Below are 15,142 nucleotides of genomic sequence, written 5' to 3'. Positions count from 1 at the left end.
CTAGAGTATATCACTCTTTTATTAACGGATTAAAGCCGGTTTACCCCCAATTATCCATTGAACTGCGGCGACGAGCAAAAAACTTGGGAAGTACAAGCCCTAAAATTAACCCTATACCTAAGACAATGGCGCCATTAAAAAACCATTGTTTTTTTATGGCGGTGTCTTGGTCTTTTAGTTTACTTTGCGCTTGCTTAAATTGTTGTTGTACTTGAAGCAGCTCTGCTTGCAAACTTGACTTCTCTTGCGTTATTAAGTCTACACTACTTTTTAAGTTATTCAGCTCGCCATCAAGCTGGTCGCGGTACTCATTGACCGCTTCAAGTTTGCGGCTGAGCTCTGTAACGGCAAAGCGTAAGCCCGGTTGGCGTGTAATATACTCAGTTTTAACCCAAGTAAGCCGATTTTTGTCATCAAGTATTTCGCTGTAACCTTTTTCGGACTTACCTGTAGTTTGTATTTCAGTACCAGCATTAATTGTACCTAAAATACGGTAATTAGTGCCGGGACCTGCGTGCATAAAGAGCGTTAAATCGTCAGAGATATACCCTAGTTGATTTTCTTGTGCTTGTGTTGCAAAGGCTGCAATTAAAGAGATGAAAACAAAGATGACATTGCGCTTTATCAACCGGTTAAAAAGTATGCAAAGTATATTCATGAAAAAAGCCAGTAAAGTAAAAGTAAATCCTTAAAAAGAAGATATTATGTGTTTGAGGTCGTTAGATCAAGTTAAGATTAGGAAAGCTTTGGCCTGCTGATAAACTAAGTGTATCCTATTCACAACGAAATAAATGAAGAATATTAACAACAATGACTACAGAAATAGAATTAAAATATCAATTATCGCAAGACAATGTTACCCACCACAATATTGTCAGTGCTATTACGGCGATGTTAAATAAAAGCGAATCCGCTTTTGAGCTTGATCAATACCACTTGGTGAATGAGTACTTTGATAGTGATGACTTAGAGTTAAGAAAACTAGATTTTGGTTTGCGAATACGCAATAAGGGTGCTCACTATGAGCAAACGATTAAAACAGCCGGAAAAGTGGTTGCTGGCTTACACCAACGGCCAGAATATAATGTTGATATTGCAAAAGGCAAGCTAGATTTATCACTCTTTCCTGAGAAAATTTGGCCTGAAAACTTTGATGTGATGGCATTACAACAGCGTTTAAACGTTATTTTTTCAACTAATTTCTCACGCCACACTTGGCTTATTCGTCAAAATGACAATGTTATTGAACTGGCGTTAGATAGCGGCGATATTACAACCGAAGCAGGAAAACCCAGTTTAGCTATTAATGAAATTGAAATTGAATTAGTCAGTGGTAGCCAGCAAGCGCTATTCTCGTTAGCAGAGCAATTAATGGCTTTTATTTCAATGACACCTTCGAACATTAGTAAAGCTGCACGTGGTTATGCTTTGTATTACGATGCAGTAAAAACACCTTAGTAGCTTTGTTTGCGAGTAGTAAACAGTGCAAACTAGGGGAGAGTTTTATGCTAGCTATGTAGCGTTAACTTTTAGGAATGAATAGTGTTATCACTGATCTGAATGTCGTTAGCATAGGCTATTTAGTCTCATTATTTTTGACATGAGAAATAAGTTCATCCATTAAGCGCTTTTTTATTTCCAGCTGTTGCTCGGCTGGCAAACCATACTTTTTAGCTAAAACTTGGTAGTCATCAGGGGCTAAGCTAACAGTAAGGCGAGGGCGTTTTGGGCGCTTATTAACTGGGAGCCCTAAAATATCACGTATTTGTTCAGAAGGGCTTAGGCCAGCGTCAAGGGCTTGCTTTCTAATAGCAAGTTGTATTTTTTCGTCCATGTCAAAAGCGACTTGAACAGCCTTGATTGCTTTTACAGAAGATTGCCATTTGTCAGGCATTTTTTTGGTCATGATAACCTCTAATTATATTTTGGTTAGTATCGCTAACTTGCTGAATACATATCTATAATATCAGTTAACGGGCGAAAAATAGTGAGAAATACATCCGTGTCGCCATCTTGCCAGACTTCTATATCAACCCCTTTACTTTGATCTTCATTGTATAAGGTATAAAGTTCGAATTGTTCGCCGCTATCTTTCCCTTCATAAGCGCTAATGGTTTCACTTCGGTGATCTTTACGGTGAAAAAAACCTACTTTTGCAAAAGTGCTTTGTTGATATTGTTCACTAGTCCAGTTGGCAGTAAGCTTATTGTCTGCTTTACGCTCAAGAAATGCGTCGCCTGGCTCATCAAAAATTTCAGAAAAAGTGTCTAAATCAAAAAGCGTTTCAACGTCTTGAGGAGATAGCTTTAAGGCAAATTTTAATTCGGTAGTGTCATCAATAGCTAAAGAAAGAAACAATAGCAAATCATCACTCCCTTGTAGGGTCCATTCAGCTTCAGTGCTGTGCTCATACTCGTAAGTATTTACAGCCGTAACTTGTAGCTGTTGGTTACGCAGTATCTCTGGTAAAGCGAAACTATCAGTAAGGACAATAATATCACCCACTAAAAGTTGATTTACATGCGTTAATTGACGTTGCTCTGTTTGGTTGTTTTTCTTGAATAACCGTGTAAAAAAACTCATAACCCACCTTAAGTATTGCGCTAACAAGCGCTGTGCTAATAAAGCTATCAGTAAGCAAAAGCGACAAGCAACAGAAACTATAATCTACTGCTTGTCGCGTTAGCGTGAATGTTTTGACTCAACCGCTTGCTATTACTTTTGTTTCGCTTTAATGCGGTCTAATACCGAATTGGCATTACTACTTTGAGCACCAATGCCGGCAGCTTGTAATTGTGCGGCAAGTGATGTGTCAGAATCTTCAGACTCAAGTACCTCAGCTGCCTTCATCTTATCGTCAAATTTTTGCTGTTTTGCTTTAATGCGCTCTAATGAGTCTTTAGCGCTTAACAATTTAGAATTACTTGATGAAAAGTTATCAGTAATTGCAGAGGTTGCTTTTTGTACACTTTCTGTGGTTTTCACCATAGAAAGTTGACGCTTATGTTCGCTTACTTGACGTTCACTTTTCTTGACTAATTCTTTTAATCTTTGTGCATTACCAGCAAAACTATCATGGGCTTGCTGCTGTGTCGCTAGATCACTTTCTAGTGTGGCAATTTTTTCTGCTACAGCTAGCGCTAGGGCTTCATCACCTTTTTCTAATGCTTGTCCGGCATACCCTTCGTGCTCGGTGATTTCTTTTTCTAAACGTGTTACTTCGCGTTGCGCTGACATTTGCTCGGCCATTACGCCGGTTAAATCACGCTTTGCTTTAGTTAAATGGTTCTCTGCATCACGAATTTCTTGTTCGAAAATGCGGGTTGCATTAGCATCAATGATCGCTTCACCTGCTTGTGAAGCACCACCACGAACTGCAGTCATAATTTTTTTAAATATACTCATTTTTCTCTCCTAATAAGGTAACTAGCTAAGCTAACGATTGGCTTAAAGTAGGTAGTCGCTCATATCATCAATAACTTCTAAAGCGTTATTACTTAATACCGCTAATTCGTGTTCTATATCATTAAAACTTGAGTTGATAGAAAGGGCACCGAAAACCACATATTTTTCACCAATTTTAGAAAAAGATGATAATGGCATAGGAATGTTCATTTCTAACATGCTCTCGTGCATTGCAGTTATGCTGTCAGGTTTTACTTCATCAACTCCCCAAAGATAGCTAATGCAAAGTACTTGATCATCAGTTACTGAAACAAAAATAGGTAACTCTTCTCTACCTAAAACAGTAATTTGTAGTACATCTACTTCGCCTGAAATCGGTTGGCAGTCAAAGTTCATTCCTGTTTCTGAGTTGTCGCCTAAGCCATTTAAGTGGTCGGCTATACTATGAATATTCATATGTTCCTATCCTTAATTTATTTTCTTTTGATGACATAATATGTCATCTAAGTTAAATTTACCACCTTGACATATTATGTCAAGCATTTATTTATACTATTTCATTTCTCGGCACTTAACCCTTAACAATAATCTACTGGCCTAGTCCTTGTTGGTTTTTCCAAGCTTGTTGATGAAGCTGATATAAGGTGTGACTGCCTAAGATATTTATATCAATATTTTCTTCGTTTTTGTAGAAGTTATTGGGGAAAATAAAGGCCGCTTTTAGGAGCGCTAAATTAAGCCAATTAGGTGCAATGGGAAGTTCGTCTAATTGGTTAAGCCGTGCCAAAGGGCTCGCACCCATTTTAGCGGCAATAGTCCAGCCCCATTCACCAAAGCTAGGAATATTGTCGTGGTACTGTTGAACATGTGGGAAGTCAGCGGCTTTTAGTGTTTTGCCGATAGAAATAAAAGAGTCTTTAGCATGATATGGACTGGTTGATTGTATAGCAATTAAGCCATCGCCCGCTAGGAGCTGTTTTAACCTAGCATAAAAGTTAACCGTGTAAAGTTTATTTAAATCTGGGTGGCTTGGATCAGGTAAGTCAACAATAATTGCGTCGAATACCTGCCCAGTTTTCAGTAGGTCATTCAAGGTAACAAAAGCGTCGCTACGTAAAATTGTTACCCGCTGATCTTGTAAACTATTTTGATTTAAATAACGAATTTTGTTAGCCAGGCTGGCACTTAAATGTTCATCAGGTTTTTGAAAAATATCTATTAACTCACCGTCTAAGTCAATTAAGGTTACACTTTTTGGATCGTAAGTTAATACATCGCGTAATGCTAAACCATCGCCACCGCCAACAATTAAAATATTATCATGGCGTGCTGAGCCTGCCATCACCGGGACGACTAAGTAATCGTGATAAATATGTTCGTCAAGAGAAGAAAACTGTAAGCGACCATTAAGGTAAAAATTAATCACACTGCTTTGCGTTTTGTTTGCTTTAATATCGCTTGTATTTAAGCCCATTTTTCTTTCAGTGAAAGTCAGTTGTTGATAATTTGTTTTTTGTACATGAACGACCTTATCTAAATAGAGTAAGCTATTCATTTGGTTAAGCCATTGGTTGCCATAATTAAACATGAGTAGAATGAGTAGTGCCAAAAGCAAATGCAAGCCGACAAAAGTTTTACGCCAAACCAACTGTTGCCAATACCGCAGGATAAAGAATGCGCCAGCTATTAGGTTTAGGCTAGCAGTTAACGCAGCGGCTTTACTGATATCGATACTTAGTAAGAAAATTACCCAAATGGCGGCACCTGCCCCAGCACCGATATAGTCAGCACCATAAATTGTGCCAAGGTTATTTGCTAAATGCTGGCCATGAATTTGTTCACGAATTCGCGCAATTAACGGAATTTCCATCCCAATGAAAAAGCCGATAACAACACCAAAAAAATAAGGGCTATTAATGGCTAAAAAACTTAAGGTCTTAAAGAGCCCGCCTTGGGGAAGCATGTCGGGCGGCAACGAAAATAGGTCGGCAATAATATGTGGCAACGTTTGTGTGATAGCTATTAAAGCACCAATAAATAAAATAGCGCTTGAGCCGAGTAGGGCAATAATTAACTCTAAATAAACAAAACCATTAAAAGCACAGCGCACCTTGCGGGCAGCAAAAGCACCTAACCCCATAGCCACAATCATTAAGCCAATCATGGTGTAAATGGTGCTTTCCATTACGCCCAATACTCTGCCAGCGTAATGTGAAAGCAGGTATTCATAAATTAACCCGCAGCCTGCCAACACAGCCATGGTTAAAATAAGTAAGGTATCGTCAAGCAGGCGTGAGTCTTTTGAAAGCATAATAAAATTCGATAAAGAAAAAGTAAAAGAATGGACGCTTGACCAGGGGTTAAGTACTTAGACAGTGCTGAGTGACGAGCAAAAAGCCAGGCGCTAGGCACAAGGAAGTACTAGGCCTAGCGTTTAACTGTTATCGTTACCCCTTAGCGCCTAACACCAAGTACCTAGCAGCTGTCACTTAACTTAGGCCATCAATGCCGTTAAAATTAATGCGATGGCGATACTTGTTGCCATTTCAATGCTAGCCACACCAATATTATGTTGCTGATCCACTTCTTCTACTAAGTTAATACCCCATAACACAATGCGCTTTGCTATGGTGGTTAGTAGCGACACCAATACTGTCATAATAACGCCAAATATTAACCATCCAACAAGGATCATCACCAAATCATCTGGGCTGTAAACAAAGAAATAACTCGCTGCGGTAACGGCTAGTGCGGTACTAATTACTTGGCCGCTATAACGGATGGCAAGCGCTAACTGACCTTCGCTTAATGCATCTTGTAATGAATCGTCTTGGTTGTTTGTAGCGTATTGCTTTTCTCGAATACGAGTCACTAATACTAAAACCGTTTGGGCAACAATAAAACCGCTAGTAATCGCAATGAAAGTTGCTGCATTTAAGCCATCAACCCAAAGTAATACTGCACGAATGATAATGGCAGTGGCAATTGCACCAGCAGCATCGACTATACCAATGGTGAGGTTTTGCTCTTTTATGAGCTCGGTTTTATTTAAGTGCTGTAATGCAACTTTGTCTTGAATAAAGCGACCGACTTTAATTAAAATTAAACCGTAAGCACCGTAAGCTAACATGCCAATTACTTCCATAGTATAGCTAGGGGCGTTCTCACCAGTAATGGCGCCGGTAAGCACAATACCTAAAGCTAAAATGCTCCCCGCAACACTGACACCAAATGAAAAGTTGTCTTTTTGGGCTAATTCTTCGGTACTGTTAACCTTACTCGTAACACCTAACAAAAAGCGCATTGCGCCTAAAAGCACGATAGCAATAGTAATGTCTATTGCTAAAAAAATGAGTAGTTCTTGGCTTAGACCAACAAGCTCAATTAATTTATTCATAATGTTTTTTGATCCCTATTGCTGGTTACTTACCGCGTCTGAAGCTGCGAGAAGTGTTGGTATTAGAATTTCTAAAGCTAGAGCGCTTACTTTTACTTGCATAGCTACTTTTTTTAACGTTATTACTGCGAAAACGATTAGCACTGCTTTGTGCCGTTTTACTTTTACTTGATAAACTTGATGCGCCCGTACGGTTTTTACTGTAAGGACTTGAATACCTCTGCCCACGACTAGCAAATGACTTTTTTGTGCGTTCATCAAGTTTGGTTTGTTTATTTAGCTGGCTAGGAGAACTATACCGCGTTCTACCGTAGTCATTATAATAGCTGTAATTACGGCTTCTTCCCCAGTCGTTATAATAAGTTCGACGGCCCATTAAATCGCCTAGCATTGAATACATGCCATACCAGGCCCAAAAAGACATGCCATTACTGCCGGTTTGCCATTGACCATAACTTGGGTTACCAATTAGCTGTTCGCCAGTACCAAAGTCTTGCGCATTGTTAGCTTGTTGGCTTTGCGCTTTTGACAATGCATTGATACGCGGTAGTTGGCCATCAGACATATCTGCTAGTACATTGAGTGGGTCGCTTAATGCTTCAGAAAACAGTGTAGGGTCAGCTGCCTGATAAATATTAAGTAACTCTTCGTAAAGTGCTTGGCTTGAAGCAAACATTTGAGGTTGATTTTTGGCCGTGTTAATTCGGTCAAGTAGTGCTAAATACATTGGACCTTCTACTGAGGCATCTTTTTTAAATTCATTTATTAAAGTAGACAGGTTTGGTTTGAGCGCTGCTACTTGCGCAGCATACTGTTTAATTAACGTTGCATTACGTACCTGACCCTTTTTAAGGGCATCACCTAACTGCGCCACTCTTTGCTCGGTAATCGGCAATTGTTGTAAAGCTTGTTCTTTGACTGGGTCTCCACAGGCAGACAATAAAAAAAGTGTGCATACGATTATTGCTTTTGTAGACATACTTTTTAAACAGCGCCGAGGAAAAGATTGTGTTAGCTTTTGCATTACTGCCATCATCTCCATAAAATGCTATGTTATTGTTAAATTATACCGTATTAATATCATTGATGACATATTATGTCCATCTTCTTGGTAATATAAAATTAACCACTTAAAGGAACGCCTTTGTCTTATTTTACTCTCTCACAGCTTCATGATAATGAGTTACTTGAGCAGCAGCAACAAAAAAGTTGGCAGCAGTTTCATCAACAGCACGGCGAAAGCACTCAAGTATTGACACCAGAGCAACTTGAACACTTTAAACTTGCTATTACCTTAAGTGATTTTGTTTTAACGAGTGCATTACAAGCACCTGAATTAGTCTTAGCATTATTTGAGAATAAAAGTGTTTATCATACAACAACACCGCCTTATGAAACACTATTAGAGACGCTGTTACAAGACTGTCAAAGTGAAGAACAACTGCACCGTTTGTTAAGGCGCTTTAGACTACAGCAAATGGTAAATATCGCCATTGCTGATTTGGTGTTAAATATTGATTTGCAAAGCTCGTTACAACGATTGTCTTCGCTAGCAGACGCCTTGATCCAAGCTAGTCTTAACTGGTTAACACAGTTTTGTCAGGACAAATGGGGGGTGCCAACAAGTAGGGCAGGTGTGCCACAACGTTTACTCGTTTATGGTATGGGTAAGCTTGGCGGAAAAGAATTGAACTTTTCATCTGATATCGACTTAATCTTTGTTTACCCCCATAGTGGTGAAACGCAAGGTTGCCGGCGCAGCCTAGACAACCAGCAATTTTTTACCCGCTTAGCGCAAAAACTTATTACCTCACTACACCAACAGACCGCAGATGGTTTTGTATACCGAGTTGACATGCGTTTAAGGCCTTTTGGAGAAAGTGGCCCCTTGGTGCTAACTTTTAGCGCAATGGAAGATTATTATCAAGAGCAAGGCCGTGACTGGGAACGGTATGCCATGCTCAAAGCGCGGGTTATTCCTTTTACAAAAAACGCTGCTAGTCACACTGCAAGTAGTGAAACGCAACAAAAACCAACCAACATAACCCTTGATAATCAAGACTACGCTAAGCAATTATCAGCGTTATTAAGGCCTTTTGTCTATCGTCGCTATATCGATTTCAGTGTGATTGATAGCTTGCGTAGAATGAAAAGTATGATTTCACAAGAAGTACGCCGTAAGCAACTGGTTAATAATATTAAGCTAGGGGCAGGTGGTATTCGAGAAATTGAATTTATTGTGCAAGTATTTCAACTGATTCGTGGTGGCAGAGTACCGGCATTGCAGCAGCGAAATTTATTAACTGTATTACCTGAATTGGTTATTTCTGGCGAATTAGAAGAAGAAAGTACATTAGTTTTAGCAAAAGCTTATTGTTTTTTACGCCGAGTAGAAAATATTTTACAAGCTTTAGCAGACAAACAAACACAAACCTTACCTGACAATGCGTTAGACAAACAACGGTTATTGTTTGTCTTAAACTTTTCTTGTTGGGATGACTTTATAGAAGTATTGCAAGGACATATGGAAGCTGTACACGAAAAGTTTGATCAATTAATAGGTATAGAAAGCCCAAATCACCAAGCAGATGATCAGCACTGGAGTGTACTGTGGAATAGTCGCTGGAGCAATGAAGAGTCAATTGCCTGGGTTGAGCAAGAGCAAGTATTACAAAATACGGTTATCTGGAATAGTGAAAAAATTTGGCATTTAATTGCAGACTTCAGAGACGACTTGAGCAAGCGTAGTATTGGTAGTCGGGGGCGACAAGTATTAGATAAGCTTATCCCCTTACTTATTTGTCATATTCAGCAGGCCAAGCAAGCTGAATATGTGCTTGAGCGTGTGTTACATGTATTTAAAAGAATTGTGACACGTACCGCATATTTAGAACTACTATTTGAAAACGAAGGCGCATTAAAACAATTAATTCACTTATGTCAAGCGAGCAGCTGGGTCACTGATTACATTGCAAAATTCCCCATTTTACTCGATGAACTAATTGACCCTAACTTACTCCATAACCCGCCAGAATTATCTGCTTATGGCGTTGAGTTACGTGAAAATATGTTACGTATTCCAGAAGAAGATTTGGAAGCGCAAATGGATGGTTTACGCGTTTTTAAACAAGCACAGCAACTGCGTATTGCTGCAGCAGATATTGCGGGTGTGCTCGATGTAAAAAGAGTCAGCGACCATTTAACGGCCTTGGCGGAAGCGATCATAAATGAAGTGATTAATATTGCTTGGCAACAAGTGGCGAAACGCTTTGGTATTCCTACCTCAACAGTTGACAGCCAGCATAAAGGCTTTGCTGTAATCGCTTATGGAAAAACTGGCGGTAAAGAGTTGAGTTATGGTTCAGATCTTGATTTGGTTTTTGTTGATAACAGCCCAGAAGGTGAATTAACAACAGGCTTAGTTGGTGGCCATAAGGTGGTTTCAGCGAGCCAATTTTATATGAAACTCGCCCAACGCATAATGCATATTTTTAATACCCGTATGAATAGCGGTGTTTTATATGAATTAGATATGCGCCTGCGTCCCTCTGGCAATTCAGGGCTATTAGTAATACATATTGATAACTTTGGTGAGTATCAGTTACACGATGCATGGACATGGGAGCATCAAGCGTTAGTTCGAGCAAGAGTGGTTTATGGTAACGACATTATTATTAATCGCTTTAAACGTATTCGACAGCAGGTGCTAAGTAAAAAAAGAAATATTGCCCAGTTAAAAGATGAAGTGAGCGCGATGCGAAAGAAAATGCGCAGCCACCTTGACCAATCGACGGCTGAGCTTATGGACATTAAGCAAGGTGGGGGCGGCTTAGTTGATATAGAATTTTTGGCGCAATATCTTGTGTTAGCACATAGCCATGCCTATGAAAAACTAACCGCACGTTGTGATACCTTAGGTATTTTTAAGTTATTGGTAGCACTTGACATAGTCAGTACTACAGAGCAAGAGATACTCGCTAAAAGTTATCAGCAGCTTAGACATTTTGGGCACAAAGCAACCTTAAAGAATGAAGCGCTATTAATCGATAAATCGTTATTACCACAAAGCAAACATGTGCAGAAAATATGGCAAAAGTTTATGTTACCAGCAACTGGACAACATAAAGTGTAAGCCGGTCTTGACTTGATGCACAGTAATGAAGGTGAGAAAATTAAAGCAAAGGTATGTTTAATGCGAATATGGCGTGTGACTAAGCCCTGTTAAGGTGAATTTAAATATGTACACTCACCTTTAAGGTAAGGAATAGCTTCATTAATAAACACTAACGTTCGCTGGCGAAAGCAAAAGTAACTATTAACACCTTCTGGATAATGGCCCGACACTGCAAGGGCTATTTGGCGTGCTGTTTTAACAATGTCTTTATTGATGCGAAATGGGTCCTTAATAATAAAGTCTTTATTGATCCACCAAAGCACTTCAAGACCCTCATCTTTAGCATATTCAGTGAGTTTTTGGTAAAGCGTTTCATTTGCTCTAAAGGGGCGAGCTAATTTTCTGCCAGTCCAACTTTTTGAATAAGGGCGTACAATCATCTTTCTTGCTTGTAGTATTTCAACTAAATCACCTTCAGGCTCAGGAAGAAAAATAACGTTATTGACGACCCTTCTTTCTTTTTTATCGCCATACACTTTAGCGTAAAAGTTAGACAGGCCTTCAGCTGCTGCGTTAACTCGTCTTTGGTTTTGCTTGTATTGTTGGCTGGATTTACTTCCCTCTTCACCGGTTGGTGATGTTGTTATTTCAACTTGGTTGGCACCCAGTAACACATCTTTATTAAGAAAAAATGCTACCGCTAGCCCGATAAGTACCACGGCTACTATAATGCTTCTGATCCAAAAACTCATAACAGCTAGCCTCTAATTGATTCATTTATTATAGCTATACACAATACAAAAGGTTAGTTGGTTTAGCAAAAGATTAAATTTGTACACTAACAACATTCAACAACTAACAGCTATCCCTCATTATTTATATAACGACGGCGCATTAGGGTCGGGACGCGTTTTAAAACGCCTGTGCAACCACATATATTGTTCTGGTTTACGTAAAATTGCTTTTTCAATTTCCTGATTCACCCGGGTGACGTCGTTCACATCATTGTCTGTTGGGAAGTTGTTTAATGCCGGCGTAATTTCTACAGTATAACCACTGCCATCGTCAAGGCGTTGCGGTATTATCATAAAGGTTTTAGTGTTAGGTTGGCGCGCAAAGATAAGTGTTCCCGTAGTGCTGGCAGTTTCTTTAACATTAAAAAAAGGGACAAATACACTGCGGTTACGCCCGTAATCTTGGTCAGGCAAATATAAGCACGGCTCCCCATCGCGTATCGCCTTAATTAAACCTTTAACATCTTGCTTACCTAACATATACTTATTTGAACGCCCTCGGCCTCGGTATTGAAAAAACTCCATTAATTGGTTGTTATGCGGGCGATAAAATACAACAGAAGGGTAGTTATATCCAAACCCTCGGCCGATAATTTCAGCCGACAAATAGTGCATTCCTAAAATGTAGGTATTATAGCCCGCTGCTTTAGCATTTTCTAAATGCGCTAGCCCCGTCACGGTAAACTTTCTTTTTATCCGCCAATCAGGCCACCACCAACCCATACCGGTTTCAAATAAGGCTATACCGGTATTTTCAAAGTTTTTCTTTAACAGTTGCTCTCTTTCTTGTTCACTCATTTGGGGAAAGCAAAGTGATAAATTTACATTGGCAACGTGTTTTCTTTTTGAACCAATTTTATATAACACACGCCCTAGCATACGTCCTAGGCCTAACTGCCATTTGTACGGTAACCATGAAATACTATAAAGAATAAAAACACCTAACCAAGTTAACCAGTATTTAGGTAATAAAAAAGCTAATTTAAAATCAGGCTGTAAAACTTTGTTTTTACTCACAGTATTTTCTCTTAATAATTTATAAAGACACTTAAAGGGGGAATTATATCGGGTATTGTTGGTGATATGAAAGCAAAGATATGCGAAAGCAAAGGCGCAACAATGACATAAAAAAGGATACACAGTAATTGTGTATCCTTGTTAATAGCGCTTGACACGCGTTACTTTTCGGCAATTAACCCAGCATTGATCGCTGCAATATCTTCATCAGTAATTGTACCACCAGCACGTTTTAATAATAATACGTTTTGGATATATGCATAACGTGTTGATGATAAGTTACGTTTAGCATTGTATAAGTTACGAGTACTGTCTAATACATCCACAATAGTGCGTGTACCCACCTCAAAACCCGCTTCAGTTGCTTCTAATGCTTTTGTTGCACTGAGTACTGATTGCTCAAATGCTTTAATACTAGAAATACTGGCAACAACTGTATTATAAGCATTGCGCGTGGTACGCACGACTGCGCGATGCGTTTGCATTAAGTCTTGACTCGCTAAAACAAAATTACTTTGCGCTTTGCGGACGCTGCTTTCTATTGCTCCACCAGAGTATATAGGGACATTCAGTGTTACGCCAACCGAGTAATTATTAAAAAAGGGGGTGTCATCAAAGCTTTTATTCTCGCCAAAAGCATCTATGTCAGTTTGACTTTTACCGCGCCCCAACTGACCATTTAAATCTAAGGTTGGGTAATGGCCAGCTCTTGCTGAGCGAATAGTTTGTTTAGCAACGTCAATACCCACTTGCGCTGCAATAAGCTCTAAGTTTTTTGCTTCAGCGGTTTTTTGCCACTCATCTGCGCTGGCTGGGTTGGGTGTTGACGTGCTAAAACGATCAGTGTTTAACACATGAATATTTCTAGGGTAAGTATTGGTAATAACGCGTAACTCTTCTTCTGCGCTAAAAATAGCGTTTTCAGCACGAATCTCTTCCGATACCGCATTATCAAACTGGGCTTGTGCTTCATGCACATCCGTAACGGCAGTTAACCCCACAGAAAAGCGCTGTTTGGTTTGCTCTAACTGGCGAGCGATAGCTGCTTTTTCTGCTTTAGCAAAAGCTAAATCGTCTTTGGTGGCTAACAACGCAAAATATGCTTGGGCAACACGTACAATTAAATCTTGTTTTGCTACTTGGTAAGTTAAGTCACTGCGATGTGCTGTCTTTTCTGCAATATTTAAACGCAACCAACTGTCATGGTGATAAAGCTGCATATTCAAGTTAGCGCCAAAGTTGATTGAATCTGTAGTGGTGGTGGTATCAAAAAAGCTGATAGTACCATCATCGCCGACGTTTGATTGTTGCGATTCTCTTTCACTAATATTCATGCTGCCTTGTGCACTAATTTGTGGTAACAAAACCGAGCGAGCTTGTACAATATCTTCTTGTACTATGTCAAATTGCGCTTTTGCTTTTAAAACCACAGTATCGTTTAATAATGCTTGCTGATAAACTGATAATAAATCGTCGGCTTGCGCATTCACTGCAGTTACAGCACCGGCAATAGCTATAATCAATGTACTTAATGTTTTTTTCATGAGTCGAACTTTCCTTCGAAGGTGTATTTCTGCATATCGTGTGATCACAATAGAAATAAGGTTGAGCATTATATTTAATGCTTTAAACAGGCCTATTACAGACAATTATACTTACAGAATATATAGCTATTTTATAGGTTACAAAAGTTTTTAACGTAACAAAATAAAATCCATGGTGGTTAGTGTAACAAATAATGATTAAAAAAATCGTGTTTTATTCGCAAGAGAGCATTTATGTCAGACGATAAAAATAAATACCCAACGATGTTTCAATATAATGTAAATGACGTAGCAATTACGGCAATTAATACTCAATATCAAGGCTTTTTTTCTATAGATGAGTATCAGCTAAAACATAAGTTATTTTCAGGTGAGTGTAGTGATGTCTTCACCCGAGAAGTCTTTGAGCGCGGGGATGCCGTTGTTGTTGTCTTATATGACCCTAAAAAAGACAAACTATTGCTAGTAGAGCAGTTTCGAGCCGGCGCCTTGCGCACCGAGCAAACTCCTTGGTTACTTGAATTTGTTGCAGGTATGTTTGGCGACAATGAAAACCCTATTGAGGTAGCTATTCGAGAAACAAAAGAAGAAGCTAATATCAGTTTAATATCAGAGAATATTAAGCCTATTATGCAATACCTTTCTAGCCCCGGCGGCATGAGTGAACGCATTCATTTATATTGGTCAAGTTTTGACAGTAATGCAGTATCACCTGGTAGTGTTTATGGTTTAGACGTAGAGCATGAAGATATATTGCTACACCTTGTCTCACGAGAGCAAGCACTTGCACTATTAACAGAAGGAAAAATAGTGAATGCAGCAACCATTATTGGCTTACAATGGTTAGCGTTGAATTACCAAACGCTTTAAT

Annotated in this window: 14 protein-coding genes; 3 read left to right on the top strand and 11 right to left on the bottom strand. The window is 39.2% G+C overall.

Annotated elements, in window-relative coordinates; all coding sequences use genetic code 11:
• Positions 1–40: 40 nt before the first annotated feature.
• Positions 41–658, bottom strand: coding sequence for a TIGR04211 family SH3 domain-containing protein (locus tag AC0UA9_RS02150; protein ID WP_475656372.1), 618 nt, complete (start codon positions 656–658; stop codon positions 41–43).
• Between the two features lie 152 nt (positions 659–810).
• On the opposite strand from AC0UA9_RS02150, the gene AC0UA9_RS02145 reads away from it, so the two are divergent.
• Positions 811–1,458 carry a CYTH domain-containing protein gene (locus tag AC0UA9_RS02145; RefSeq protein WP_475656370.1) on the top strand — a complete coding sequence of 216 codons (648 nt, stop codon included), beginning with the start codon at positions 811–813 and terminating at the stop codon, positions 1,456–1,458.
• 118 nt (positions 1,459–1,576) lie between these two features.
• Here AC0UA9_RS02145 and AC0UA9_RS02140 read toward each other — a convergent pair whose 3' ends face one another.
• From AC0UA9_RS02140 to AC0UA9_RS02110, 7 genes are all read right to left on the bottom strand, one after another.
• The gene (locus AC0UA9_RS02140) at positions 1,577–1,906 is read right to left on the bottom strand and encodes a hypothetical protein (RefSeq protein ID WP_475656366.1); all 330 of its coding nucleotides are present in this window, start codon (positions 1,904–1,906) and stop codon (positions 1,577–1,579) included.
• 32 nt (positions 1,907–1,938) lie between these two features.
• Positions 1,939–2,583: a hypothetical protein gene (locus tag AC0UA9_RS02135; protein ID WP_475656362.1), complete on the bottom strand. Its 645-nt coding sequence runs from the start codon at positions 2,581–2,583 to the stop codon at positions 1,939–1,941.
• Between the two features lie 132 nt (positions 2,584–2,715).
• Positions 2,716–3,405, bottom strand: a complete 690-nt coding sequence (locus tag AC0UA9_RS02130) for a PspA/IM30 family protein (protein WP_475656359.1) — start codon at positions 3,403–3,405, stop codon at positions 2,716–2,718.
• A 42-nt stretch (positions 3,406–3,447) separates the two neighbouring features.
• Entirely contained in the window at positions 3,448–3,861 is a 414-nt protein-coding gene (locus AC0UA9_RS02125) for a YjfI family protein (protein WP_475656355.1), read from the bottom strand.
• A gap of 133 nt (positions 3,862–3,994) precedes the next feature.
• Positions 3,995–5,716 (bottom strand): polyamine aminopropyltransferase, encoded by a 1,722-nt coding sequence (locus tag AC0UA9_RS02120; protein ID WP_475656352.1) that lies wholly within the window; start codon positions 5,714–5,716, stop codon positions 3,995–3,997.
• 183 nt (positions 5,717–5,899) lie between these two features.
• On the bottom strand, positions 5,900–6,802 hold the full coding sequence (locus tag AC0UA9_RS02115) for a DUF350 domain-containing protein (protein ID WP_475656350.1): 903 nt from the start codon (positions 6,800–6,802) through the stop codon (positions 5,900–5,902).
• Between the two features lie 25 nt (positions 6,803–6,827).
• On the bottom strand, positions 6,828–7,826 hold the full coding sequence (locus AC0UA9_RS02110) for a hypothetical protein (protein WP_475656348.1): 999 nt from the start codon (positions 7,824–7,826) through the stop codon (positions 6,828–6,830).
• 120 nt (positions 7,827–7,946) lie between these two features.
• Between AC0UA9_RS02110 and glnE the strand changes: the two genes are divergently transcribed.
• Entirely contained in the window at positions 7,947–10,934 is a 2,988-nt protein-coding gene (gene glnE, locus AC0UA9_RS02105) for a bifunctional [glutamate--ammonia ligase]-adenylyl-L-tyrosine phosphorylase/[glutamate--ammonia-ligase] adenylyltransferase (protein WP_475656346.1), read from the top strand.
• Between the two features lie 89 nt (positions 10,935–11,023).
• Here the strand turns inward: glnE and AC0UA9_RS02100 are convergent, their stop codons facing one another.
• From AC0UA9_RS02100 to tolC, 3 genes are all read right to left on the bottom strand, one after another.
• A complete protein-coding gene (locus AC0UA9_RS02100) occupies positions 11,024–11,668 on the bottom strand; it encodes a TcpQ domain-containing protein (RefSeq protein ID WP_475656345.1) in 645 nt (214 codons plus the stop codon).
• A gap of 120 nt (positions 11,669–11,788) precedes the next feature.
• The gene (gene lpxL / locus AC0UA9_RS02095; protein WP_475656341.1) at positions 11,789–12,727 is read right to left on the bottom strand and encodes an LpxL/LpxP family Kdo(2)-lipid IV(A) lauroyl/palmitoleoyl acyltransferase; all 939 of its coding nucleotides are present in this window, start codon (positions 12,725–12,727) and stop codon (positions 11,789–11,791) included.
• Between the two features lie 161 nt (positions 12,728–12,888).
• Positions 12,889–14,271: an outer membrane channel protein TolC gene (gene tolC / locus AC0UA9_RS02090; RefSeq protein ID WP_475656339.1), complete on the bottom strand. Its 1,383-nt coding sequence runs from the start codon at positions 14,269–14,271 to the stop codon at positions 12,889–12,891.
• Positions 14,272–14,505: 234 nt separating this feature from the next.
• Between tolC and AC0UA9_RS02085 the strand changes: the two genes are divergently transcribed.
• On the top strand, positions 14,506–15,141 hold the full coding sequence (locus AC0UA9_RS02085) for an NUDIX domain-containing protein (RefSeq protein ID WP_475656334.1): 636 nt from the start codon (positions 14,506–14,508) through the stop codon (positions 15,139–15,141).
• The last annotated feature ends 1 nt before the right edge of the window (position 15,142 follow it).

The organism is Colwellia sp. F1 (genome assembly GCF_056238625.1).
Note: the sequence above shows the minus strand (reverse complement) of the source record. Positions and strands in the feature narration are given on the sequence as shown.

Bases quoted from the DNA above. Each gene is read 5' to 3' on its own strand.
- tolC (WP_475656339.1), bottom strand. From the start codon at position 14,271: ATGAAAAAAACATTAAGTACATTGATTATAGCTATTGCCGGTGCTGTA.
- AC0UA9_RS02150 (WP_475656372.1), bottom strand. From the start codon at position 658: ATGAATATACTTTGCATACTTTTTAACCGGTTGATAAAGCGCAATGTC.
- AC0UA9_RS02145 (WP_475656370.1), top strand. From the start codon at position 811: ATGACTACAGAAATAGAATTAAAATATCAATTATCGCAAGACAATGTT.
- AC0UA9_RS02140 (WP_475656366.1), bottom strand. From the start codon at position 1,906: ATGACCAAAAAAATGCCTGACAAATGGCAATCTTCTGTAAAAGCAATC.
- AC0UA9_RS02130 (WP_475656359.1), bottom strand. From the start codon at position 3,405: ATGAGTATATTTAAAAAAATTATGACTGCAGTTCGTGGTGGTGCTTCA.
- AC0UA9_RS02120 (WP_475656352.1), bottom strand. From the start codon at position 5,716: ATGCTTTCAAAAGACTCACGCCTGCTTGACGATACCTTACTTATTTTA.
- AC0UA9_RS02100 (WP_475656345.1), bottom strand. From the start codon at position 11,668: ATGAGTTTTTGGATCAGAAGCATTATAGTAGCCGTGGTACTTATCGGG.
- AC0UA9_RS02135 (WP_475656362.1), bottom strand. From the start codon at position 2,583: ATGAGTTTTTTTACACGGTTATTCAAGAAAAACAACCAAACAGAGCAA.
- AC0UA9_RS02085 (WP_475656334.1), top strand. From the start codon at position 14,506: ATGTCAGACGATAAAAATAAATACCCAACGATGTTTCAATATAATGTA.
- AC0UA9_RS02115 (WP_475656350.1), bottom strand. From the start codon at position 6,802: ATGAATAAATTAATTGAGCTTGTTGGTCTAAGCCAAGAACTACTCATT.
- AC0UA9_RS02110 (WP_475656348.1), bottom strand. From the start codon at position 7,826: ATGCAAAAGCTAACACAATCTTTTCCTCGGCGCTGTTTAAAAAGTATG.
- AC0UA9_RS02125 (WP_475656355.1), bottom strand. From the start codon at position 3,861: ATGAATATTCATAGTATAGCCGACCACTTAAATGGCTTAGGCGACAAC.